At 66.4% G+C, this 21,433-nt stretch carries 21 protein-coding genes and 1 tRNA gene; 14 read left to right on the plus strand and 8 right to left on the minus strand.

Annotation, left to right across the window (positions count from 1 at the left end; all coding sequences use genetic code 11):
* The first annotated feature begins 1 nt into the window (after position 1).
* From LPB260_RS12670 to LPB260_RS12690, 5 genes are read left to right on the plus strand one after another with little or no spacing between them, the layout of a single operon-like run.
* Positions 2–739: a M48 family metallopeptidase gene (locus LPB260_RS12670; RefSeq protein WP_208709148.1), complete on the plus strand. Its 738-nt coding sequence runs from the start codon at positions 2–4 to the stop codon at positions 737–739.
* A 4-nt stretch (positions 740–743) separates the two neighbouring features.
* Complete coding sequence (locus LPB260_RS12675) at positions 744–2,087, plus strand: CpaF family protein (RefSeq protein ID WP_208709150.1); 1,344 nt, start codon at positions 744–746, stop codon at positions 2,085–2,087.
* Complete coding sequence (locus LPB260_RS12680; protein WP_208709153.1) at positions 2,080–2,952, plus strand: type II secretion system F family protein; 873 nt, start codon at positions 2,080–2,082, stop codon at positions 2,950–2,952. Before LPB260_RS12675 ends, LPB260_RS12680 begins: the two co-directional genes overlap by 8 nt.
* A complete protein-coding gene (locus LPB260_RS12685; RefSeq protein ID WP_208709155.1) occupies positions 2,949–3,791 on the plus strand; it encodes a type II secretion system F family protein in 843 nt (280 codons plus the stop codon). The genes LPB260_RS12680 and LPB260_RS12685 overlap by 4 nt, the downstream gene beginning before the upstream one ends.
* Before the next feature lie 42 nt (positions 3,792–3,833).
* Positions 3,834–5,009, plus strand: a complete 1,176-nt coding sequence (locus LPB260_RS12690) for a hypothetical protein (RefSeq protein ID WP_208709157.1) — start codon at positions 3,834–3,836, stop codon at positions 5,007–5,009.
* A gap of 585 nt (positions 5,010–5,594) precedes the next feature.
* Here LPB260_RS12690 and LPB260_RS12695 read toward each other — a convergent pair.
* Positions 5,595–7,703, minus strand: a complete 2,109-nt coding sequence (locus LPB260_RS12695; RefSeq protein WP_208709159.1) for a bifunctional diguanylate cyclase/phosphodiesterase — start codon at positions 7,701–7,703, stop codon at positions 5,595–5,597.
* Between the two features lie 396 nt (positions 7,704–8,099).
* Between LPB260_RS12695 and LPB260_RS12700 the strand changes: the two genes are divergently transcribed.
* From LPB260_RS12700 to LPB260_RS12715, 4 genes are all read left to right on the plus strand, one after another.
* Positions 8,100–8,462, plus strand: coding sequence for an Hpt domain-containing protein (locus tag LPB260_RS12700; RefSeq protein WP_208709162.1), 363 nt, complete (start codon positions 8,100–8,102; stop codon positions 8,460–8,462).
* Between the two features lie 12 nt (positions 8,463–8,474).
* On the plus strand, positions 8,475–9,920 hold the full coding sequence (locus LPB260_RS12705; RefSeq protein WP_208709164.1) for a sigma-54 dependent transcriptional regulator: 1,446 nt from the start codon (positions 8,475–8,477) through the stop codon (positions 9,918–9,920).
* A 274-nt stretch (positions 9,921–10,194) separates the two neighbouring features.
* Positions 10,195–12,693 carry a response regulator gene (locus tag LPB260_RS12710; RefSeq protein WP_208709166.1) on the plus strand — a complete coding sequence of 833 codons (2,499 nt, stop codon included), beginning with the start codon at positions 10,195–10,197 and terminating at the stop codon, positions 12,691–12,693.
* 109 nt (positions 12,694–12,802) lie between these two features.
* Positions 12,803–13,405 carry a tRNA-uridine aminocarboxypropyltransferase gene (locus tag LPB260_RS12715; RefSeq protein WP_208709168.1) on the plus strand — a complete coding sequence of 201 codons (603 nt, stop codon included), beginning with the start codon at positions 12,803–12,805 and terminating at the stop codon, positions 13,403–13,405.
* A gap of 80 nt (positions 13,406–13,485) precedes the next feature.
* Here LPB260_RS12715 and LPB260_RS12720 read toward each other — a convergent pair whose 3' ends face one another.
* The 4 genes from LPB260_RS12720 to LPB260_RS12735 form a co-directional block, all read right to left on the minus strand.
* Complete coding sequence (locus LPB260_RS12720; protein ID WP_208709170.1) at positions 13,486–14,103, minus strand: c-type cytochrome domain-containing protein; 618 nt, start codon at positions 14,101–14,103, stop codon at positions 13,486–13,488.
* A gap of 80 nt (positions 14,104–14,183) precedes the next feature.
* The gene (locus LPB260_RS12725; RefSeq protein ID WP_208709172.1) at positions 14,184–14,522 is read right to left on the minus strand and encodes a hypothetical protein; all 339 of its coding nucleotides are present in this window, start codon (positions 14,520–14,522) and stop codon (positions 14,184–14,186) included.
* Positions 14,519–14,902, minus strand: a complete 384-nt coding sequence (locus tag LPB260_RS12730) for a phage holin family protein (RefSeq protein ID WP_208709174.1) — start codon at positions 14,900–14,902, stop codon at positions 14,519–14,521. Before LPB260_RS12730 ends, LPB260_RS12725 begins: the two co-directional genes overlap by 4 nt.
* Before the next feature lie 11 nt (positions 14,903–14,913).
* Positions 14,914–15,231, minus strand: a complete 318-nt coding sequence (locus tag LPB260_RS12735; RefSeq protein WP_208709176.1) for a YqjD family protein — start codon at positions 15,229–15,231, stop codon at positions 14,914–14,916.
* Positions 15,232–15,610: 379 nt separating this feature from the next.
* On the opposite strand from LPB260_RS12735, the gene LPB260_RS12740 reads away from it, so the two are divergent.
* The 3 genes from LPB260_RS12740 to LPB260_RS12750 all read left to right on the plus strand — a co-directional run bounded on the left by LPB260_RS12740 (position 15,611) and on the right by LPB260_RS12750 (position 18,299).
* On the plus strand, positions 15,611–16,819 hold the full coding sequence (locus LPB260_RS12740) for an ammonium transporter (protein ID WP_208709178.1): 1,209 nt from the start codon (positions 15,611–15,613) through the stop codon (positions 16,817–16,819).
* A 247-nt stretch (positions 16,820–17,066) separates the two neighbouring features.
* Positions 17,067–17,303 (plus strand): glutaredoxin family protein, encoded by a 237-nt coding sequence (locus tag LPB260_RS12745; protein WP_208709180.1) that lies wholly within the window; start codon positions 17,067–17,069, stop codon positions 17,301–17,303.
* Between the two features lie 111 nt (positions 17,304–17,414).
* Positions 17,415–18,299, plus strand: a complete 885-nt coding sequence (locus LPB260_RS12750; RefSeq protein WP_208709182.1) for a chemotaxis protein CheV — start codon at positions 17,415–17,417, stop codon at positions 18,297–18,299.
* A gap of 205 nt (positions 18,300–18,504) precedes the next feature.
* Here LPB260_RS12750 and LPB260_RS12755 read toward each other — a convergent pair.
* The 3 genes from LPB260_RS12755 to mobA form a co-directional block, all read right to left on the minus strand.
* Positions 18,505–18,581: transfer RNA gene (locus LPB260_RS12755), tRNA-Pro, on the minus strand.
* Between the two features lie 138 nt (positions 18,582–18,719).
* Positions 18,720–18,941, minus strand: a complete 222-nt coding sequence (locus tag LPB260_RS12760) for a YgdI/YgdR family lipoprotein (protein ID WP_208709184.1) — start codon at positions 18,939–18,941, stop codon at positions 18,720–18,722.
* Positions 18,942–19,025: 84 nt separating this feature from the next.
* Positions 19,026–19,610, minus strand: coding sequence for a molybdenum cofactor guanylyltransferase MobA (gene mobA / locus LPB260_RS12765; protein ID WP_208709186.1), 585 nt, complete (start codon positions 19,608–19,610; stop codon positions 19,026–19,028).
* Positions 19,611–19,678: 68 nt separating this feature from the next.
* On the opposite strand from mobA, the gene moaB reads away from it, so the two are divergent.
* Complete coding sequence (moaB, locus tag LPB260_RS12770; RefSeq protein ID WP_208709188.1) at positions 19,679–20,218, plus strand: molybdenum cofactor biosynthesis protein B; 540 nt, start codon at positions 19,679–19,681, stop codon at positions 20,216–20,218.
* Positions 20,215–21,429 (plus strand): gephyrin-like molybdotransferase Glp, encoded by a 1,215-nt coding sequence (glp, locus tag LPB260_RS12775; RefSeq protein ID WP_208709189.1) that lies wholly within the window; start codon positions 20,215–20,217, stop codon positions 21,427–21,429. The genes moaB and glp overlap by 4 nt, the downstream gene beginning before the upstream one ends.
* The last annotated feature ends 4 nt before the right edge of the window (positions 21,430–21,433 follow it).

The following is a 21,433-nucleotide window of genomic DNA, read 5'->3' on the forward strand; positions in this document are numbered from 1 at the left end:
GATGAATATCCAACTCGCATTGCCTATCGCCTTCGCCCTGGTCGTGCTCGGCGGCTGCGGCTCTCTCGGCCAGCAGCGCACCGAGGCGAACGAAGACCCGCATGTCCAGGTCGATCGGGTCCTGGCCCATTACCGCGCCACCCTGGCCAGCGGCGTGGCGTGCCAGAGCGCCACCCAGGGGTGGAGCGAGCCGGTCGACTGCGAAGGCCTGTTGCGCGAAACCATGCAGCTGTACGCGAATTTTCCGCACAACGAACGGGTGATCATGCTGGCGGCCCTGATGGCCTATCAGTCCGGACGCGCGCCCCAGGCCGCCTACCTGCTGGACCAGCTGCTGGGCGGCCACAAGCCGCGCCCCGAGGCCGCCGTGTTGCGCAGCCGGATCGCTCTGGAGGAGGGCAACCTGGCCCTGGCGCGGACCCTGCTCAAGCAGCAGATCCGCCTCAACCCGCGGCATCCGCAGCTGTACGAGACCCTGGCGGCGGTGCAGTACCTCGACCGCCAGTACGCCGGCGCCCTGCACAGCCTGAGCATGTCCGAGCGGGTCGGCGCGCCTGGCTGGCGGGCGGCCTATCACCGCGGGCTGATCTACGAGCAGCAGAATCGACGCGACGCGGCCTGCCAGCAGTACCGCCTGGCAGCCGCCGGCAATCCGCAGTTCCTGGCCCCGGAGAGCCGCCTGGTCAGCCTGTCTGGCGGCGCCGCCTGCGGCTCGCCGTCCGCGACGCTGGGAGGCTAGCGCCATGGAGATCAACGACCGCGAAGTGGCGGATGTCGATCTGCGCCGTCTGCGCCAACTGCTCCATCAGCGCCTGATCGACTCGCTGGAGATGGGCGAGAACGAGATGTTCGCCGACAGCGCTGCCCTGCGTGGGAGGATCGATGGCCTGATCGAGCGCCTGGAGAGCGACCTCGGCAAGCCCATCGAGGCGAGCCGTCGCCTGGTGCTGGGCGAGGAGGTGTTGCAGGAGGTGCTCGGGCTGGGGCCGCTGGCGCCGCTGATGATCGACCCCGGGGTCTCCGACATCCTGATCAACGGCCCGCACGAGGTCTGGGTCGACCGCCGCGGCCAGCTCAGCAGGACCGCCCTGGAGTTCGACAACGAGGGCCATTTGCGGCGCTTTCTCGATCGTCTGGTCGCCGCCCAGGGCAAGCACCTGGACAGCAACTGCCCGGCGGTGGACGCGCGGCTGCCCGACGGCAGTCGCCTGCACGCGATGATTCCGCCGCTCTGCGCCAAGGGGCCGGTGGTGTCGATCCGCCGCTTTATCGAGGCCCAGGACGGCGCCGAGGCGCTGGTCGACAACGCCATGCTCAGCCAGCCGATGCTCGAGCTGCTGGGGCTGGCGGTCGATGCCGGGCTGAACATCCTGATCGCCGGTGGCGCCGCCGCGGGCAAGACCACCCTGCTCAACGGCATCTCGCAGTTCATCCCGGCCGGCGAGCGGGTGATCACCATCGAGGAGTCGGCCGAGCTGCAGCTGCGCCATCCCCATGTGGTGACCCTGGAGGCGCGCCAGGGCAACAGCGAGGGGCGCGGCCAGGTGGACCTGCGCATGTTGTTGCGCAATGCCCTGCGCATGCGTGCCGACCGTATCATCGTCGGCGAGGTGCGCGGCCACGAGGTGTTCGAGATGCTCCAGGCGATGACCGTGGGGCACGACGGCAGCCTCTCCACCGTGCACGCCAACAGCCCCAGCGATGCCCTCAAGCGCCTGGAGTCGCTGGCGTTGCTGGCCGATGTCGGCCTGCCGCGTGAAGCGATCCGCGAGATTATCGGCTCGGCCGTGCAGCTGATCGTCCAGGTGGCGCGCTTTCGCGATGGCAGCCGCTGCGTCACCAGCATCGGCGAGGTACTCAGTGACCAGGGCCGTCTGCGGGTCCGTGAAGTCTTTCGCTTCCAGCCTGCGCCGCTGGTGGCGCAGGGCGACGCGGAGCCCGGGGCGGCCTTGAATCGCCGCGGGTGTCACTTGCCGGGCGCGCAGCCGCCGATTTTCTTGGCGTCCCTGGGCCAGCGCGGCTATGCCGTGCCGGCCAGCCTGATGGCGCTGTACCCGGCGACGGGCGAGGAGGTCGGGCATGGCTGAGATCTTTCTCTGGCTGCTGGCCGGGGGCGGCCTGCTGCTCTCCGCGGGCATGCTGCTGCGGCGCCTGGCCGGAGCCGCGCCAGCCCGGGAGCTGGCGCTGCTGACGCCGCCGAACGAGGGCTTCGCCGGCCTGCAGGTCAAGCTGCGGGTTCTCAATATCCAGCTGCGGCCGCTGCTGTTCATCGCCGGCCTGCTGCTGAGCAGCGTGGCGGTGTGGGTCATCTTCCTCAGCCTGTTTCCCGCGCAACTGGGTTTGTCGGTGGTCGCCGGCCTGGCCTTTCTGCCGGTCAGCCTGCTGCTGATGAATGATCTGGTGGCCTGGCGCTCACGGCTGTTCGAGACGGCTCTGGTCGATGTGGTGGACCTCATGCATGCCGCGGCAGCAGGCGGCACGCCACCCCTGCCGGCGCTGCAGGTGGCCGCCGAGGCCTCCCAGGGCTTCGTGCGCAAGGCGCTGGAAGACATCGTGCGGCGCATCCGCCTCGGCGCCTCGGTCGATGAAGCCTGCAAGCCGCTGCTGAGCCTGTACGCCAGCGAGGGGGTCAGGCTGTTCGCCAACACGCTGTCCTCGCGCTGGCACGCCGGCGGCGACTTCGAGGGGTTGCTGCGGGCTTTGGGCAGCATCCTGCGCGAGCGCAGCTTCTACCGCCAGCGTCTTCAGGGACAGCTCTCGGGCGCCCGCTATGGGCTGCTGTTTGCAGCGTTCTTTCCCTACATCCTGATTCCCTTCTTCATGTGGAAGGAGCCCGGCTGGCTGCTGCCGCTCACCGAGCACCCCCGGGGACCGGCACTGGTGCTGGGGGCGTTGCTGTGCCAGATCCTCGGTTTCCTGTGGATGCGACGAATTCTGAGGAGTGACGAATGATGAGCGGACTCTGGTTCGATGCGGCCCTGCTGGTCGCCCTGATGCTCTGCCTGGGGCTGGTATTCGTACTCCAGCGTCAGGAGCTGAGCCTGACCGAGGAGGCTCTGCTGCGCGATCCCGGGCGCCAGCCGGGGCGTCTGGCGCGCTGGCTGTTTCCGGCGCGGCTGATTCGCCAGGCCGGGATCATGCCCGGTCGGCTGCGGCTGCTGTACTGGCCATGCAAGTTGGCGCTGGCGGTGCTGCTGCCCCTGGCCCTGCTGGAGTGGCACGGTCCCTGGAGCCATTGGCCGGTCCTGCTCGTGGCGGCCATCGTCGGCTGTTTCGCCTTCGACCTGTGGCTGTACCGCCGCCGCCAGCGCCGGCGCGTGCGTATCCAGCAGACCCTGAGCTTCTTCGTCGACCTGCTGTGCGCCTACCTGTCTTCCGGCTCTGCCTTGGCCCAGGCCTTCGAGCATGCGGCGCGCTTCGGTTTCAAGGCCGATCACCCGTTGGCCCGCGAGGCGATGCTGGTGTGCGCCGAGCTGAATGCCGGGCAGTCGCTGCGCAAGGCCCTGCAGGGCATGGGCCAGCGCACCGGGGTGCAGGAGCTGCGCCGCCTGTCCGCGGTGTTCGAGGTGGGTGCCCAGGTCGGCGCGCCGATCCTGCAGACCCTGGAGAAGCAGTCGCAGATTCTGCTGGAAAAGCAGCGCGCGCGGGCCGCCCAGGTGCTCAACCGGAAAAGCATGGAGATGCTCTTTCCGCTGGGCCTGGTGTGCCTGCCGATGTTCCTGGTGCTGGTGATATTTCCGGCCGGCGTGCAGCTGTACGACACCGTGCAGATTCTCAAGCACCTGCTGTGAGTGGCATGCGGCCGAATCCGACAACTGCAGAGGAGAACGATCATGCAGAGCCCAAGCGCTGCGCCCCATCGGCAAGACGCCGGCATGGCCCGTGGGCCGCGCAAGACCCAGGGCGGCTTCGTCATCACCGTCGAGCTGCTGTTGCTGATCACCATCCTGGTGCTGGGCACCCTGGTCGGCATCGTGGCGATTCGCGATGCCCTGGTTAAACGCTATGTCAGCCAGCAAGCGCAGAAGGCGATCGTGGTCGATGCCCAGGGCAAGGTGCTGGGCGAGGCTGCCGATTTCGACGAACACGATGCGCCCCGCCTGTTCTATATCGACCGCAGCCAGGCGAACAACTTCCGCACCCTGGTCGGCATCCGCGACGATCGCTTCACCAGTCGCGAGCCGCTCTACTATGCCGGCAACAGCTGCGAGGGCGATCCCTGTATCAAGACCGTCAGCGACGAGCTGAGCGACAACAACGGTGTCGACGCTGTGTCCGGCTCGGGCAGCGTCAGCTATTTCAACGCCCTGCAGGGGCAGCCCAACTATGCGGTAGGCCAGGGTGCCAGCGGTTTGCCCGGAGCGCTGTTCCGCGAGACGGCGCAGAGCTGCCCGATCGCCGCCGCCGACATCGGCTCGCGCTGGATCTCGCAGAAGGTGGTGTCGGGCAAGCCCTGCGAGGCGTTCAGCCTGGGCGACAGCAGCACCGAGCCGGCCTACAGCGCCTGCCTGGTCTCGGCTTTGCAGCCCTGCGACTGCCCGGCCGGGTACGAGGACGAGGGCGATGTACTGGCCAACTACCTGCCGGCGATCAACAGTCTCCTGGACACCACCCTGGTCACCCTCAACTCGGCGCTGTTGCTGAGCGGCCAGCAGCTCGATCCCATCGAGGTCGGCACCCTGTGCTGCCCCCAGGCGATGTCGCTGCAGGAGTCCGATCTGGTCGATGCGGCGGTGTACGCGGCGATCACCCAGGTGCTGGACACGGCCAGTCTCGACAAGAAACTCAGGAAGACCCTGGATCAGCTGCTGGCGCCGTTGCAGACTGAGATCCTCTGCGAATCCTTCGTCCAGCTGAAGGCCACCGAGCCGGTCGCCGATCCCAGGGACCCGACCCGCAACGCCCTCGAGGCCTTCACCGCACCCTTCCGGGTGAATCTGCCGAGCGTTGCCGGCGACAGCGCCTGGCGCAGCGTAGCGCCGACCGGGGAGGGCACCTTCGCCCCCTGAGTCCGGCCGCCACCAGCGTGCGCGCCCAGCTCTGGGCGCGCATTGTCGTGTTCGACCGCTGGGTTCTGCCGGTGCCGCCCGTCTGTTCCTCGGTGTCCATTCAAGCCGGTAATCCCATCCCTTCCGCCGTTCGTGGCGGCTGTCTTGCCGAGTGCCGCAGCGGCCGGCGGCTCGCCGCGTCGAGCCATCGGCGCCGGCTTTCGCGGGCCCGGCTGCTGCATCGACATTCGCGCTCCGCTGCGCGTCGGGACTCGCCTTACCCTCGCCGGCCGATGGGCCGGAATCGTCGCGGCTGGCGCTTGGCCGTCGATGCGGACACCGCTTCCGGGCGCGATCAGCTTCTGCTGCCGGCCTTGGGGGCGTAGCGTCGGCGCGAATCTAGCCAGCTGGCGGCGCAATGGCGAAGGCGTCGCAGGGCGGGGCGGGAGTGAGCGTCGGGCGTTCGGGTACGGTCGGGGCAGGGGGAGGGCGAGCAGGGCTTGGAATGGCCGGCGCCGCAGAAGGCGCGAAGCGGAAGGGCAGCGCCAGGGGCATGGCCGGATGCAATGCGGGCGCCCGACGGCCCCGGTGGATGCCGCCGGAGGGTTACACGAGCGGCTGCGGCTCGAGGAACTGCTGCTCGATAGCGCTGGCGCTCATCGGCCGGCCGGTCAGGTAGCCCTGGATCAGCTGGCAGTTGCGGGCCCGCAGGTAGCGCAACTGGGCTTCGGTCTCGACGCCTTCGGCCACCAGCGTCAGGTCGAGGGAGTGACCCAGGGCGATGATGGCATCGACGATGCTGTGTGCCTGGGTATCATCGCTGATGTCCATGACGAAGGCCCGGTCGATCTTCAGGATGTCGATGGGGAAGGTCTTGAGCATGCTCAGGGACGAGTAGCCCGTGCCGAAGTCGTCGATCGCGATGCGCACCCCCCGCGCGCGGATGCGCTCCAGGGTCGCGAGCACGTGCTGCTGTTCGACCAGCACGCTCTCGGTGATCTCCAGCTCGATCGCGTTGGGCGAGACCTGCATGCGCTCCAGCAGGCGAAAGAGTCGCTGCTCGATATTGCGTTGATTGAACTGGTGCGCCGATACGTTCACGGCGATGGGCGCAATGGCGTGATCGCTGGCCTGCCAGAGGCGGCTCTGCAAGCAGGCCTTTTCCAGTATCAGCTCGCCCAGGGGCAGGATCAGCCCGGTTTCCTCGGCCAGCGGGATGAACTCGGCGGGGGATATGCTGCCGAGCTCCGGGTCGTTCCAGCGGGCCAGTGCCTCCACGCCCTTGAGCGTGCCGCTCGCCGCGCACACCTTGGGCTGATAAACCAGCTCCAGCTCGCCATGGCTGATGGCCCTGCGCAGGGCCGCTTCCAGATACAGGGCCCGTTCGCTCTGCTGCTCGAATTCCGGGGTGTACAGCACGGTTTCCGGGCTGCGCTGGCGGCTGGCCTTGTGCGCGGCCAGCCCACTCATCTTGAACAGCTGCTCGATGTTGCCTTGACCGGCGGTCTGGATGGCGGCACCGGAGTACACCGGCAGGCAGAACTCGTAGGTGTCGACCTGGATCGGTTGCTCGAACGAGGCGTTGATCCGGCGTATCAGGTGCTTGAGTTGCAGGTGCTCGGCGGAGTCCCTGAGCAGGACGTGAAACTCGGCATCGCTGGTGCGGGCAATGAACGGCAGGCTCTTGGGCCGGTGTTCCTCGTACTGCTGATTGGCGTCCAGCGCGGCGAGCAGTTTGTCGGCCGTCACCTTCATGAGCTTGTCGGCCAGCTTGGCGCCGACATTGTTTCTGATGCTCGAATAGCTGTCGAAGCGCAGCTGCAGCACACACAGGCTGTTATCCAGGGTCGCGTCGAGGTGGCGTTGGGCGACCTGCAGGAAGCAGGCCTGGTTGGGCAGGCCGGTCAGGCCGTCGATCAGCGACAGCCGTTCGATGTGGCGTTGCTGGCGGGCCTGGTTGGTGGTGTCGCGCAGCATGCAGATAACCTCGTCAGGGCCGCAGGCCACCAGGCGCACTTCGAACACGTTGTCGTCCATGCCGCCGAGCTGCAACGGCAGGGCGTCGCCCTGCAGCGCCTGTTGCAAGGCCTGGGCAGGGTCGAACTGGGCGATGCCGGCGAATACCTGATGAATCGGATCGCCGATGCACAGGCGGGCCTTGAGCAGCGCCGGCATGCGCTCGGGGACCTTCGCCGCCTGCAGCAGGCCCTCGGCGTCGAAGCGCAGTATGCAGTCCGGAATGGCATGCAGCAGGGCGGCCTGGCTGGCACGCTCCTGCTCCAGTGCCGCGTGGTTGCGCTGCGCCTGGACGATGTGGCGCAGGCGCTTGGCCAGTACCTTGGCGCTCAACGGCTTGGTCACATAGTCGGTGGCGCCGACCTCGGATGCCCGGTTGATCGAGTCCAGGTCCTCCATGCCGGTGAGCATCACCACCGGCGTCTGTGCCCGCCCTGGCAACTGCTTGAATTTTTCGCAGGCGGTGAAGCCATCCATGCCGGGCATGCGCACGTCCATCAGGACGATGTCGAAGTTCCGCTCCCGGGCCAGCGCCAGGGCCTGGCCGCCGTCGCCGGCTTCGCTGATCTCGAGCCCCTCGTGGGTCAGGGACAGCTGCATGTGCATGCGGATCAGTTCGTCGTCGTCGACGACCAGGACCGACAGGCGCTCCTCGGCTTGCGACTCGAGTGGCGCTGCAAGTTCGTTTGATTCGTCCATGATCGTCTCCCGTGGTTGGGTCTATTGCCCAGGTAGTCAGCCAGAAGCATGCCAAGTCATCGATTCACCCAGGATAGGCGGCCGTTCCTGCCGTCAGGCGCGGCCGAGTCGCTGGGCTGAGGCTGGCTCAATTGCAAAATGGCTCCGAAGTGCTGGGTTTCTTTGCAAAATGCGAAGCGTCATGCGAAAAAACCTTGGCCCAAGCACTCAAATCGCCCCGGTGACGCCTGATTTCCAATCTGGTCCCTATATTGCTTTCTCCTATTCGCAAGACAGCGTTCCTTGCGTAATGACAGTGCTGGATGACGCATTGAGCCCTGCAGCCGCTGTGCAAGAGGACCGGCCATAGATGCCGGTCCGGCAGCGCTAAACCGTTCCCCCATGGAGGCAGAGGTCATGACGCTTTTGAAACTAATGGACGAGGCGATCCTCACTCGCCTGGCCGCAGAAACGTCCGATGCCATGCTCGAGCGCATGATCGGCATGTTTGTCAGCGAGGCGCAACGGCGCATGGACGCCATCAACGCGAACCTGGCCAGCATGGATTGTCACGGCGTCGAGGACCAGGCCCATGCCCTCAAGAGCAATGCGGCCACTTTCGGCGCCGCGCAGCTGTCGGCGCTGGCGCGGGAGATCGAGTCGGCCTGCAAGCGCATGGACGGGGAGTTGGTCATGCAGCTCATGCCGCAGATCAACGATATAGTGCGTGACACTCTGGCGGCCTATCGCCAGCGCTTCAACATTCCCCAGCCGGTGTAGTGGAGAGCACAGATGCGCGAGCGTGTAGGAAACACCTCAATCCTGCTGGTGGAGGACAGCCTGCCGCTGGCCACCCTCTATCACGAGTACCTGAGCGCGCAGGGCCATCAGGTGGTGCATGCGGCCGACGGCGAGCAGGCATTGCAGGCGCTGGGCAGCCAGCGCTTCCATTTGGTCCTGCTGGACCTCAGCCTGCCGGACATGCATGGCTTTGAGGTGCTGCGTTTCGTCAACGAGCAGCGCATCGATGTGTCGGTGGTGGTGGTGACGGCCAACGATTCGGCCGAGGTGGCCATGGATGCGGTGCACCTGGGGGCGGTGGATTTTCTGACCAAGCCGATCGACGCCAGCCGCCTGCTGGTGACGGTCAACAATGTGCTCAAGCAGCATCACCTGGCGGACCTGCTCGACAGCTATCAGCAGCGCTACGAGCGCGACAGCTTCGAGGGTTTGGTGGGCGCCTCACCGGTGATGCAGGGCGTCTACCGGGTGATCGAGAACGCCGCGTCGAGCCGCGCCAGTATCTTCATCACCGGCGAGAGCGGTACCGGCAAGGAACTCTGTGCCGAGGCCATCCACCGGCGCAGTGATCGCAGCGGCAAGCCGCTGATCACCATCAACTGCGCGGCCATTCCGCGGGACCTGATGGAGAGCGAGATATTCGGCCATATGAAGGGCGCGTTCACCGGCGCCCATGCCGAGCGAGACGGCGCGGCGACGCTGGCCGACGGCGGTACGCTGTTTCTGGACGAACTGTGTGAAATGGACCTCGAACTGCAGAGCAAGCTGCTGCGCTTCATTCAGTCCGGCACCTTCCAGAAGGTCGGCTCCAGCGTCAGCCAGCAGGTCGATATCCGCTTCGTCTGCGCCACCAACCGCGACCCGTTGGACGAGGTGCGCGCCGGGCGCTTTCGCGAGGATCTGTACTATCGCCTGCACGTCATCCCGCTGCGCCTGCCGCCTCTGCGCGAGCGCGGCAATGACTGTCTGCTGATCGCGCGCAAGCTGCTGCGCGACATCTGCGAGCGTGAGGGCAAGGCCTTCGCCGGCTTCTCCCGGGAGCTGGAGGCGATCATGCAGGCCTACCCGTGGCCGGGCAATGTGCGCGAACTGGAAAACGTCATCATGAACATGGTGGTGCTGGGCGAGGGCACGGAGCTGACCGCCGCCATGCTCCCCGAGTCGCTCGATACCCGCCTGCAGGTTGGCGCCGTGAAGGCCTCGGGCGTCGCGCCGGAGCCCGCCGGCCCGGCAGCCACCGGCGCGTTCGACCGCCGGAGAGCGGACGACGAGATCCGCCCGCTGTGGCTGGAGGAAAAGCGCATTATCGAGCGCGCCATCGACATCTGCGGCGGCAACCTGCCCAAGGCCGCAGCCCTGCTGGAAGTCAGCGCCTCGACCTTGTATCGCAAGCGTCAGGCCTGGGAGAAGTCGGCGACCGAGCCAGTGCCCGGCTAGGTTCCTGGCAAAGTGCATTGCAAATTGCAAAGCACTTTGCGATGCCGTGGGGCTTGGTGAGGGCCGGAGGGCCCTTGGGTTTGAACCGGCCGGCTTTCTCCGCTAGTCGGGCATCCTTATAAATCTTTTACATTTCAATGGCTTGAGCTTGCAGCGAGTCTCTCGGCGAGGTCCTGTGGGCGCTTTCCGCAGCTCAGCGGCCGGGCGCGGGGCGCAGATTGCAAGCTGGCCTGCATCTTGCGATGTCTCTTCCAGGAATCAGGAGACCTGTCCCATGACCCAGAATGGCAACCCTGCGGCAAACAGTTCGCCAGCGCTTGGCCCCAGTCACCGCTGGTGGCAGAAATGGGTGGCGGCCGCCTTGCTGGCGGCCCTGTTTGCAGGCAGCGCGCTGGTCGCTCTGCGCACCCACTATCAGGACGACTTCCTGGCCAGTCATCTGGCCCAGGAGCAGGTGGTCCTGCAGGAGCTGTCGATCGTCCGCGCGCAACTCGAGTCCTACCTCAATGGCGACCTCTATCAGGTCAAAGGCCTGATCGGCCTGCCGATCGCCAACCAGCGGGTCAACGAGAAGCAGTTCGCGCGTATCGCCGCAGAATTGGCCGGCAATGATCAGCAGATCATGAGCCTGCAGTTGGCGCCGAACGGCATCGTCACCCATGTCTGGCCCTATGAGCAGAACAAGGGCGCGATTGGCCACGATCTGCTGGCCGACCCGCAGCGCCGCGTCGCCGCGAACCGGGCGATCGAGAGCCGTCAGCTCTGGGTGGCCGGGCCGGTCGAATTGATCCAGGGCGGCGTCGCGATCATTGGCCGTTATCCGATCTTCGTCGACGACACCGAGTCGGCAGGGGAGCGCTTCTGGGGGTTTGCCACCGTGCTGATCGACTGGAGCTCGGTGGTGGCGCGGGCCCGGCAGGCAGTCGGCGCCACCAGTGGAATCGAGATCGCCATTCGCGGCAAGGACGGCCTCGGTGCCGCCGGCGAGCAGCTCTATGGCCAGCCGGAAGTATTCACCGACTCGCCGATCACCATGGACGTGGTCCTGCCCGGCGGTGTCTGGCAGTTGGCCGGTGTGCCGGCGCAGGGCTGGATCACCTTCGCCGATCACAAGGTGGAACAACGCTTGCTGCTGCACGTGGTAGTGATTTTGCTGGCGCTCGGCTTCTACGCCCTGCTGCGCCTGCCGGTGCGCCTGCGGCGCATGGTCGAGGAGGCCACCTTCAACCTGCGCCAGAGCGAGAACCGCCTGGTCGATGCCATCGAAGCGATCCCCGATGCCTTCGCCATCTTCGATGCGAGTGATCGACTGGTGCTGTGCAACGCCAATTTCCGCCGTGTCTACCAGCGCAGCGAGGCCGCCATCGAGCCCGGCGCCACCGCGAGCAGCCTGATCGAGTACGGCATCGCCCACGGCCAGTACGCCGCCGGCGAGGGCGACCAGGCCTTGTCCGAGCTGCTCAGGTCCAAGCTGGAGCTGCATGGCAAGGCCGAATCCCACTACGAGGAACACCTGAGCGACGGCCGGGTGCTGCGGGTCATCCAGCGGCGCATGCGCGATGGCGGCCTGGCGGGCATCCGGGTCGACATCAGCGATCTCAAGCGCAAGGAACACGAGCTCGTTGAAGCCAAGCGCCAGGCCGACGCCTCCAATGAGGCGAAGAACACCTTCCTGGCCACCGTCAGCCACGAGTTGCGCACCCCCTTGAATGTGGTGATCGGTGTACTGACGGCCTTGCAGTCATCCACCAGGCTGGGGGAGGTGGAGCAGGAGCGGGTCAAGGTCGCCAATCGATCCGGCAAGCACCTGCTGGCCCTGGTCAACGAGATTCTCGACCTGTCCCGCGTCGAGTCGGGCAAGCTGGAGCTGCAGCACAGTGCCTTCGATTTCGCCGGGCTGATCAACCCGGCGCTGGACTTCGCCCGCAGCGGCTGCGAGCAGAAGGACCTGCAGTTCCTCTACGAGGAAGGGCCCGGGGTGCCGCGACATTGCCGGGGTGACAGCGTGCGGGTGCGCCAGGTGCTGTTCAACCTGCTGTCCAATGCCATCAAGTTCACGCCATCCGGCACCGTGCGCTTGACGGTCGAAGCCAGTGCGCCGACGGACGGGCGAACGGCCCTGACGTTCTGCGTGGACGACTCCGGGCCGGGGGTCGCCGAAAGCATGAAGCCCCTGCTGTACAAGGCCTTCGCCCAGGGTGACGCCTCTCTGGTGCGCCAGCATGGCGGCGCCGGGCTTGGCCTCGCCCTGTCGAAGCGCCTGGCACGGTTGATGGGGGGCGACATCGAGGCCGGCGATTCCCCCCTGGGTGGGGCGCGATTCACCCTGAGCCTGACCCTGGAGTGTGTTTCCGGCGAGAGCGGCGCCATGGCGGAACAGCGCCTGAGCCGGGAGCCTGTGAGCCACAGCCCGCGACGCGTGCTGACGGTGGACGATTCGCCGACCAATCAGCTGGTCATCGAATGCCTGCTGGACGGCACGGGGTATGAGTTGCACTGCGCCGATGGCGGTGCACAGGCCATAGAGCGGGTCCAGGAGCAGGCCTTCGACCTGATCCTGATGGATATTTCGATGCCCGAGATGGATGGCGTCGAGGCGACCCGGCGGATTCGCGAGCTGCTGGGTGAGGCTTGTCCGGTGGTGGTGGCGGTGACGGCGCACTCCATGGCCGGCGACCGGGAGTACTACCTGACTCGGGGCATGGATGGCTTCATCACCAAGCCGATCGACAAGCAGGAGCTGATCCGCACCATCGAGGCGGCAGGCGCCTGAGGGCGTCGCGGCGGATCGCCGTCGGGATTCCTGATGGCCCCGTCCGCCGCGGCGGAGGGCGGCCAGTGGGGGCGGCCTTGTGGCACACTGCGCGGCCAAGGAGATACCGATGCCACGCCCCCATTGCCCCCGCTGCAGCCGTCCGCTCGAGCGCTGCCTATGCGCCCTGATTCCTCGGCTCGACAGCCGCACCCGCGTGCTGATTCTGCAGCACCCCAGCGAGGTCCGACATGCCTTGAGCACCGCGCGCCTGGCGGCGTTGGGCCTGAGCAATGCCGAGTTGCGGGTGGGCGAGGTGTTCGACGACCTGCCGGCGCTGCTGGGGCAGGCGGGTTATCGGCCGTGTCTGCTGTTCCCGGGGGAGGCCGCCGCGCCCCTGGCACAGTTCGCCGCGGCGGCGCAGGGGCTGCCGCTGCTGCTGGTGGTGCCGGATGGCACCTGGCGCAAGGCGCGCAAGCTGCTGCACCTCAATCCGCCGCTGGCGGCGCTGCCCAGGGTGACCCTGCCGGCGGGCCTGCATTCGCGCTATCGCCTGCGCAAGGCACCGATGCCGGGCGCGCTGTCCACCATCGAGGCGATAGTCGAGGCGCTGGACATCCTCGAGGCGCCGGCCCGCTTCGACGCGCTGCTCAAGCCATTCGAGGCGCTGATCGAGGGGCAGATCGCCGCCATGGGTGAGGAGACCTTCAGGCGCAATCATCTGCGCGACTGAGCTACCGCCCGCCGCGAGATGACTCGCCATCTGCGTACCTTCTAAGCGGCCCGCTCAGTCCGATTGTCCGGACATCTCCGTCAGCGTGGCCGTATCCGTTCGACCAGCAGGCTGCCGTCGTTGCGCAGGCGCCCGCGCACCTGCACGTAATCCCCTGGCTTGGGCGAGTGCTGCAGCCGGGTTGCCGCATTGACCCTGAGTACCAGGTCATCGAGGCGCCAGTCAGCCCGCAGTGTGCCGTGCAAACGTACCCTGGCGCCGCTGGGCATGGGCGCAGGCTTGCCCTCGGCGTCGCGGGCGCCCTGGTTGATCCAGTCGACGATCAGGGCGATGTCCTGTGCATCGAGGTAGGGCGGGCCGTCGTACGGCATGCGGGGGCGCGCCTGGCCGCGGATTCGCCGCACCAGTTCGCTGGCCTCGGCCGCGCCCGGCACCACGCGGGCGCGTTCGTCGTGGGCCAGCGTCTCCGCGTAGGAGGTCAGCCGATAGCCTTCGGGGGCCGGGCCCATCAGTCCTTGTGCGGCGTGGCACTTGGCGCAGCGGCCGATGAGAATCGCCTGCACCTGGCGGTAGTCCACTGTGCTCTTGGGCTCGGGCGCAGGTGAGCTGGTCGCCTCGGTTGCAGCCTGCGATGGGGAGGCGCCGAGCAGCGACAGCAGCAGGCCGAGCGCGAGCAGGCTGGCAGGTTGCTTGGGCATGGCTGGCGGCCTCGCGACGGCATTGGCGATACCTTGAAGACTAGCGGCAATGGCTACAAGGCCGGGGCGCGGGGCCGGTGCTATTCCGCGCCAGCCTGTGCGCTGCCCGCTTGCCGCGGTGGCTTGCGGCGCAGTAGCGGGAAGGCGACCAGGGCAAGCCGCAGCCAGCGCCGCCAGTTGCCGCGCCGCACCCCCAGGGTCGCCAGCAGCAGGGCGCCGCCGGCCACCCAGAGCGGCGCGTTGCTATCGCGCAATTCTTCGCGCCAGTGCTGGCTGAAGTATCGCGCCTGGCGCACCGGTTGCAGCAGTACCAGGGTTTCGTGGCGCAGCTCCTGGCGATGCATTTCCAGGCGCAGGCGCAGCATGGCCTTGCGCAGTTCGCTGCGCGAGGCCTTGGCAGGCAGTTCGGTCAGGCTCATGGCAGCAATTGCTCGCGGTCGCGGGCCAGCTCTTCGAGGCTGGCGCTGAAGGGCGCAGGGGCCGTGCGCAGGCGGTGCAGCAGAGCGAACAGGCAGGCCAGCAGGCCGACGCCGTAGAAGGCGCACAGGGCGATGATCACAGTCAGGCGGTGGCTGTCCCAGAAACCGATCACCAGCGCGGCCGACAGGCCGATCAGCAGCAGCAAGCCGAACACCAGGCCCAGGCCCGTCAGCACCAGCAACTGCAGGCTGAGGCTGCGTTGTTCTTTGAGTTCTTCGCCGAACAGCGCCAGGTGGCCATGCAGCAAACCGAGCAGGGCGCCGCCAAAGCGCCGCGGCGAGGGACCGCGGCCGGGCGCGGAAGGTGACGCATCGTCCATCTCGTCTCTCATCAGCGACGGGAAATCAGCATGCCCAGCAGCAGGCCGATGGCGGCGGCTATGCCCAGCGTCTGCCAGGGGTGGGTCTGCACATAGCCTTCGGTCGCCTCGACGGCCGCCTTGCCGCGTTCACGCAGGGAGTCTTCGGCATCGTTCAGGGTGCTGCGGGCACGCCCCAGGCTGGTGCGGATCTGTTCGCGCAGCTCCTCGGCCTGCTCGCCGGCCAGACTGGCGGAGTGTTGCAGCAGTTTTTCCGTGTCGCGAACCAAGGCCTGGAACTCGTCGAGCAGCTCGTCTTGGCTGGATGAATTGGCACTCTTGCGGGGCATGGGTCTCTCCTTGGACGGGTGAGTGTAAGGGCTTCGAGTCCCCAGGCGGGGCCAGGATCCCCCGGATAGGGCAGGCGTAATACCTGGTACTGCGGTTTCAATTGCTGGTACAGCCTTTGCAAAGTCTTGGTGCGCGCCCTCTGCCGGTTGCTCCCTTATGGAGCCTTCAAGGACTTGGCCTGGATGCCGGGGTGCATGGGTAAATTATTAATAAATAAAGAATTAGTACCTTGACTGGGTTCGTCCGCGCGCCATTTTGGCGCCGTTCGATATCGCTGAGGCTGGATTTGGTTGGCAGTCGTGCTCCTCGATGGTGCGCCATGCGTCGGGTCTGGTCCAGTTTGGTGCTTTTTCCCTGACTTCGGAGTGTCCTTCGCTGATGGAAGACATCAATAGCGCCGTAGAAACCCTGATTCACGGCTCAAATACCCTGTTCATCCTGCTCGGCGCGGTGATGGTGCTGGCCATGCATGCCGGCTTCGCCTTCCTCGAAGTGGGTACCGTGCGGCAGAAGAACCAGGTCAACGCCTTGTCGAAGATCATCTCCGACTTCGCGGTCTCGGCCCTGGCCTATTTCTTTATCGGCTACTGGGTCGCCTACGGGGTGACCTTCCTCGAGCCGGCCAGTGTGCTGACCCAGGAGAACGGCTATGCCCTGGTCAAGTTCTTCTTCCTGCTGACCTTTGCCGCGGCGATTCCGGCGATCATCTCCGGTGGTATCGCCGAGCGCGCCAAGTTCGGTCCGCAACTGTGCGCCACCGTATTGATCGTAGCCTTCGTTTATCCATTCTTCGAGGGCATGATCTGGAACGGCAACTACGGCGTGCAGGCCTGGCTGGAGGGCACTTTCGGCGCAAGCTTCCATGACTTCGCCGGCTCGGTGGTGGTGCATGCCGTGGGTGGCTGGCTGGCCTTCGGCGCGGTGCTGCTGCTGGGGCGCCGCGACGGACGCTATCGGGACGGGCGGCTGGTGGCGTTCGCGCCGTCCAACATTCCATTCCTGGCCCTCGGCTCGTGGATCCTGATCATCGGCTGGTTCGGCTTCAACGTGATGAGCGCGCAGACCCTGGGCAGCGTCAGCGGCCTGGTGGCGGTCAACACCCTGATGGCGATGGTCGGCGGCACCGTGGCCGCGCTGCTGGTCGGCCGCAACGACCCGGGCTTCCTGCACAACGGCCCGTTGGCCGGCCTGGTGGCGGTGTGCGCCGGCTCCGACCTGATGCACCCAGTCGGCGCCCTGGTGACCGGCGCGATTGCTGGTGCGCTGTTCGTCTGGGCGTTCACCGCGACCCAGGTGAAGTGGAAGGTCGACGACGTACTCGGCGTCTGGCCCTTGCACGGCCTGTGCGGCGCCTGGGGCGGCATTGCCTGCGGCATCTTCGGTCAGCAAGCGCTGGGCGGCCTGGGCGGCGTGAGCCTGGCCAGCCAGCTGATCGGCACGGCGCTGGGCGTACTGGTGGCGCTGATTGGTGGCTTCCTGGTCTATGGCGTGCTCAAGGCTCTGCTGGGCATTCGCCTGACTCAGGAGGAGGAGTACTACGGCGCCGACCTCTCGATACACAAGATCGGTGCCGTCAGCCAGGACTGATCGATCTTCCCTGCAGCCCAAAAGCCCGGCACAACGTCCGGGCTTTTTTGTGCCGCATCGCGCTCGGGCAGGATGCAACTGCCCGAGCGACGCGGCTCAGCGCCGGCGTTTGAGGGCGGCGGAAGCGGGCGCTGTCTCGGTTGCCAGGTATTGACCGGCGCAAGCCCAGGCTGGGGCGAGCGCAAGGGCAGCGACGTGCGCGGCCTGATGCTAGACTGCTTTTCTTGTGATTTTTGGACGCCAACGCATGCTTCCTGAATGCCAACTGTTCGGTACCCTTGGTTGCCATCTGTGCGAAGTGGCCGAGGCGCTGCTGATGCCGTTCGTCGAACACGGCTTGCTGGTGGAGCTGGTGGATATCGCCGATCAGGAGGAGTGGGTCGAGCAGTACGGTTTGCGAATACCGGTACTGCGCCGTTGCGATACCGGTGCCGAGCTTGATTGGCCGTTCGATGGCGAGCAGGTCGTGGCGTTTCTGCGTTGACGGCCAGCCACTGATGAACGCCCGTGAGCGAGGCGCCCGAGAGGAATAAGGCACCGGGCTGGTAACCCAGGCCGGCCTGTAGATAGTTGTTAAAGGGGGAAAGATTCACTGATGAGTGAGGTGATGGGGGACGCGTTTTCGCTGCTGTTGTTCCGCCTGCACAGCGGCCGGCTGCTGGGGATCAACCTGCTGAAGGTCAATGAGATCGTCGAGTGCCCGGCGCTGACCAAACTGCCTAATCGTCATCCTCATGTGCTCGGGATTGCGACACTGCGTGGCGCGGCGCTGAACGTCATCGACCTGGCGCGAGCGATAGGCGAGGTGGGGCATGGCGACAGTCGGGACGGCTGCTTGATCGTCACCGAGCTCAGTCGCTCCCGCCAGGGACTGTATGTGCAGCGTGTCGAGCGCATCGTCCAGTGCTCGACTCGCGATGTGCGCCCGCCGCCAGCAGGTACTGGGGCTAAAGCCTTCATCACTGGAGTAACCCAGATCGATGGGGCCATCGTGCAGATTCTCGATGTCGAAAAGGTGCTGCATGAGCTCGCTCCCGCGATGCCGGGAGAGCTCGATGATCAGCAGTTGTCCGATGCCGACCGCCGGTTGCTGGCAGGCCGTCGCGTGTTGGTGGTGGATGACTCCCAGGTCGCCTTGCAACAGACCTTGGTTACTCTGCGCAAGCTCGATCTCGACTGCCAGGCGGTACGCAGTGCCGCTGCGGCCATGGACCTGTTGCTGACTCAGCAGCATGCCGGGGAGCCGATAGAAGTGCTGGTTTCCGATATCGAAATGCCGGAGATGGATGGCTATAGCCTGGTGCGGGAAATTCGCCGGAACGCGATCATTGGCCAGACCTATGTGCTGCTGCACACCTCGCTGGACAGCACCATGAACACCGAGAAAGCACGCGCGGTCGGTGCCAATGATGTGCTCACCAAGTTCTCCGCTGTCGATTTGAGCAAAGCGCTGTTGCGCGCCTTCCAGCAGCTGGCCTGACTGTTCGGGCCGAATCAGCTCTACCTAGGGGTATCAGCCGGCGGCTGGTGCCCTTTGGCGCCTCCGTACTCACATCAAGCCTCAGGTTCGAACTCTTCCGGACAAGGGCGGCGGGATGAGCAGGGTGCAGAAACAAGAAAGCCCGCACAGGGCGGGCTTCTTGGGGTGTTTCGTAGACAGCTTGAGACTGCTAGAAACTGGGATTTGGTCGGAGAGACAGGATTCGAACCTGCGACCTTCTCGTCCCGAACGAGACGCGCTACCAAGCTGCGCTACACTCCGATAGGGCGAAATTGTACTGAAAAACATTTGCTGCACAAGGGGTTAGGCTAAATTTTTTTGCCTGACGAGACGAAAGGATCGGTGCTTTTGTCCCGTCAGGCGTCGGCCCGGGACCAGTCGGCCGAGCGCAGCGACTGCTCAGAGCTCGTGGATGGTGCTGACCTGGTCCTTGTTCACTTTGGCGCGCGTGCCGTCGAGTTGCTCGAATTCGTAGAAGCCCGATGCCGCATCGTAGTGTGGCTGGTCCCGAGTCTGCAGTTCGCGGCCATCGTTCAGGGTGATCACCGAGGGCGAGGTGCATCCGGCCAGCGTTGCCAGGCCCAGGGCCAGTAGGATTGCCGGGAAGGTCCGTCGACTCATGGGTGTGCTCCTTGATGAAATGGCTACCCAGCCTCAGACGAAAGAATGCCGCCAAGGTTCCTTGCTGCAGGATCGTCGGCGCGATCAGCCGACACTGTGCACGAGCATGTCCGGGGTATTGAGGTTGGCCAGGCGCGGGTCCTCAAGTGGGCAGTCGACCGCTACTGGGGCGTATTCTCGCAGCCAGCGCTGGGGACTGCGCTCGCCGGCCTGCCAGGCCTGCTCCAGCGAGGCGCTCAGGCGGGTCGGGATCAGGCAGAACAGCGGTTCCCAGTAATCCCCCTGGCGGACGATCACCGGATGCTCGCCGGCCCTGCTCAGCAGGGCCTCGAGCAGGGCCCGGTCGAGGCGCGGGGCGTCGCAGGGCAGAACCAGTAGATGCGCATGCCGGGCCACCTTGAGGCCGGCGCGAATGCCGGCCAGGGGGCCCTGAAAGTCCTGCTGCTCGTCCTGCACCAGCTGATCCGCGAACTGGGCGTAGTGCTCGGCGTTGCGGTTGCAGGAGATGATCAGGTCGTCGGTCAGCGGTCTAACCAGGTCGTGCAGCCAGGCGATCAGCGGGCGACCCTGCCACTCGAGCAGGCCCTTGTCGCGCCCGCCCATGCGATGTCCACGGCCCCCGGCGAGCAGCAGCACGGAACAGGGCGGCAGGGCAGTAACGGCGGGCATGGCGAAGCCTCCTGGGACGGGCCTGTGATATAACTTCCGGCATTATCCCCGATAACTGGAAACCTGCCATGAATCACAAGGCCGAGGCGGTATTCGTGCCGCTGAATATCGCCGTGCTGACCGTCAGCGACACGCGCAATCTGGACACCGATACCTCCGGTCAACTGTTCGTCGACCGCCTGCAGGAGGCCGGCCATCGGCTGGCCGCGCGCCAGTTGCTGAAGGACGATCTGTACAAGATCCGCGCCCAGGTCGCCACCTGGATCGCCGCCGACGACGTGCAGGTGGTGCTGATCACCGGTGGTACCGGCTTCACCGGCCGCGACAGCACCCCGGAGGCGGTCAGCTGCCTGTTGGACAAGCAGGTGGATGGCTTCGGCGAGCTGTTCCGGCAGATTTCCGTGGCCGACATCGGCACCTCCACGGTGCAGTCCCGCGCCCTGGCCGGCATGGCCAACGGCACCCTGGTGTGCTGCCTGCCGGGCTCGACCAATGCCTGCCGCACCGCCTGGGACGGCATCCTCGCCGAGCAGCTGGATGCGCGCCATCGCCCCTGCAACTTCGTCGCTCACCTGAAGCAGGCGGATGCCTGCGAGAGCCGTGGATGATGGCCAGCGAAAAGCCCGGCCTGTTGCCGGTCGAGGAAGCACTGGCCAAGTTGATGGCGTTGGCCGAGGCGGCGCCGATCACTGAAGTCGAGCGCGTCGCCCTGGCCGAGGCGGATGGCCGGGTGCTGGCCGCGCCGCTGATCGCCGGATTGGACCTGCCGCCCTGGGCCAACAGCGCCATGGACGGATACGCCCTGCGTCTGGCCGACTGGAACGGCGAGCCGCTGCCGGTCAGTCAGCGTATTCAGGCCGGCAATGCGCCGGGGCCGCTGCAGCCGGGCAGCTGTGCGCGCATCTTCACCGGCGCGCCGCTCCCGGCCGGCGCCGATACCGTGGAGATGCAGGAGAATGTCGAGGTCGAAGGCGATGGCCGGGTGCGCTTTCGTGAGCCGCTGAGGCTCGCTCAGAACGTCCGTCCGCAGGGTCAGGAGACCCGGGTCGGTGACCACGTGCTGCCGGCTGGCACGCGCCTGGGGCCGATCGAGCTGGGCCTGGCGGCCTCCCTCGGCGTGGCCGAGCTGGAAGTGCGGCGGCGCCCGCGGGTGGCGGTTGTCTCCACCGGCGACGAGTTGGTCGAGCCGGGTTTGCCGCTGGGGCCGGGGCAGATCTACAACAGCAATCGCCGGCTGTTGATCGCCTGGCTGCAACGCCTGGGCTGTGCGGTGGTGGATGGCGGCATCCTCGCCGATGACCTGCAGCAGACCCGCGATGCCCTGGCCGCGCTGAGCGCCGTCGACCTGATCCTGTCCACCGGCGGGGTGTCGGTGGGCGAAGCGGATTTCCTCGGCGTGGCCCTGCGCGAGGAGGGCGAACTGACCCTGTGGAAACTGGCGATCAAGCCGGGCAAGCCGCTCACCTTCGGGCGCTTTCGCGGCGCCCCGGTGCTTGGCCTGCCGGGTAATCCGGCGTCCACCCTGGTCACTTTCGGTCTGTTGGCGCGTCCCTATCTGTTGCGCCGTCTCGGCGTGCGGCGGGTCGAGCCGCTGGGCTTCGCCATGCCGGCCGGTTTCACCTGGAGCAAGCCGGGCAAGCGCCGCGAGTACCTGCGCGCACGCCTGGAAGGCGGCCGGGTGGTGCCTTATCCGAACCAGAGCTCGGGGGTGCTGCGCAGCGCCGCCTGGGCCGAAGGCATCGCCGAAGTGCTGGAAGGGACCACGCTGGCCGAGGGCGACAGCCTGCGCTTCATTCCGCTGAGCGAGATTCTCGGCTAGCCCG

Source organism: Pseudomonas sp. LPB0260, assembly GCF_013388395.1.

Bases quoted from the DNA above. Each gene is read 5' to 3' on its own strand.
- LPB260_RS12670 (WP_208709148.1), top strand. From the start codon at position 2: ATGAATATCCAACTCGCATTGCCTATCGCCTTCGCCCTGGTCGTGCTC.
- LPB260_RS12675 (WP_208709150.1), top strand. From the start codon at position 744: ATGGAGATCAACGACCGCGAAGTGGCGGATGTCGATCTGCGCCGTCTG.
- LPB260_RS12680 (WP_208709153.1), top strand. From the start codon at position 2,080: ATGGCTGAGATCTTTCTCTGGCTGCTGGCCGGGGGCGGCCTGCTGCTC.
- LPB260_RS12685 (WP_208709155.1), top strand. From the start codon at position 2,949: ATGATGAGCGGACTCTGGTTCGATGCGGCCCTGCTGGTCGCCCTGATG.
- LPB260_RS12690 (WP_208709157.1), top strand. From the start codon at position 3,834: ATGCAGAGCCCAAGCGCTGCGCCCCATCGGCAAGACGCCGGCATGGCC.
- LPB260_RS12695 (WP_208709159.1), bottom strand. From the start codon at position 7,703: ATGGACGAATCAAACGAACTTGCAGCGCCACTCGAGTCGCAAGCCGAG.
- LPB260_RS12700 (WP_208709162.1), top strand. From the start codon at position 8,100: ATGACGCTTTTGAAACTAATGGACGAGGCGATCCTCACTCGCCTGGCC.
- LPB260_RS12705 (WP_208709164.1), top strand. From the start codon at position 8,475: ATGCGCGAGCGTGTAGGAAACACCTCAATCCTGCTGGTGGAGGACAGC.
- LPB260_RS12710 (WP_208709166.1), top strand. From the start codon at position 10,195: ATGACCCAGAATGGCAACCCTGCGGCAAACAGTTCGCCAGCGCTTGGC.
- LPB260_RS12715 (WP_208709168.1), top strand. From the start codon at position 12,803: ATGCCACGCCCCCATTGCCCCCGCTGCAGCCGTCCGCTCGAGCGCTGC.
- LPB260_RS12720 (WP_208709170.1), bottom strand. From the start codon at position 14,103: ATGCCCAAGCAACCTGCCAGCCTGCTCGCGCTCGGCCTGCTGCTGTCG.
- LPB260_RS12725 (WP_208709172.1), bottom strand. From the start codon at position 14,522: ATGAGCCTGACCGAACTGCCTGCCAAGGCCTCGCGCAGCGAACTGCGC.
- LPB260_RS12730 (WP_208709174.1), bottom strand. From the start codon at position 14,902: ATGGACGATGCGTCACCTTCCGCGCCCGGCCGCGGTCCCTCGCCGCGG.
- LPB260_RS12735 (WP_208709176.1), bottom strand. From the start codon at position 15,231: ATGCCCCGCAAGAGTGCCAATTCATCCAGCCAAGACGAGCTGCTCGAC.
- LPB260_RS12740 (WP_208709178.1), top strand. From the start codon at position 15,611: ATGGAAGACATCAATAGCGCCGTAGAAACCCTGATTCACGGCTCAAAT.
- LPB260_RS12745 (WP_208709180.1), top strand. From the start codon at position 17,067: ATGCTTCCTGAATGCCAACTGTTCGGTACCCTTGGTTGCCATCTGTGC.
- LPB260_RS12750 (WP_208709182.1), top strand. From the start codon at position 17,415: ATGAGTGAGGTGATGGGGGACGCGTTTTCGCTGCTGTTGTTCCGCCTG.
- LPB260_RS12760 (WP_208709184.1), bottom strand. From the start codon at position 18,941: ATGAGTCGACGGACCTTCCCGGCAATCCTACTGGCCCTGGGCCTGGCA.
- mobA (WP_208709186.1), bottom strand. From the start codon at position 19,610: ATGCCCGCCGTTACTGCCCTGCCGCCCTGTTCCGTGCTGCTGCTCGCC.
- moaB (WP_208709188.1), top strand. From the start codon at position 19,679: ATGAATCACAAGGCCGAGGCGGTATTCGTGCCGCTGAATATCGCCGTG.
- glp (WP_208709189.1), top strand. From the start codon at position 20,215: ATGATGGCCAGCGAAAAGCCCGGCCTGTTGCCGGTCGAGGAAGCACTG.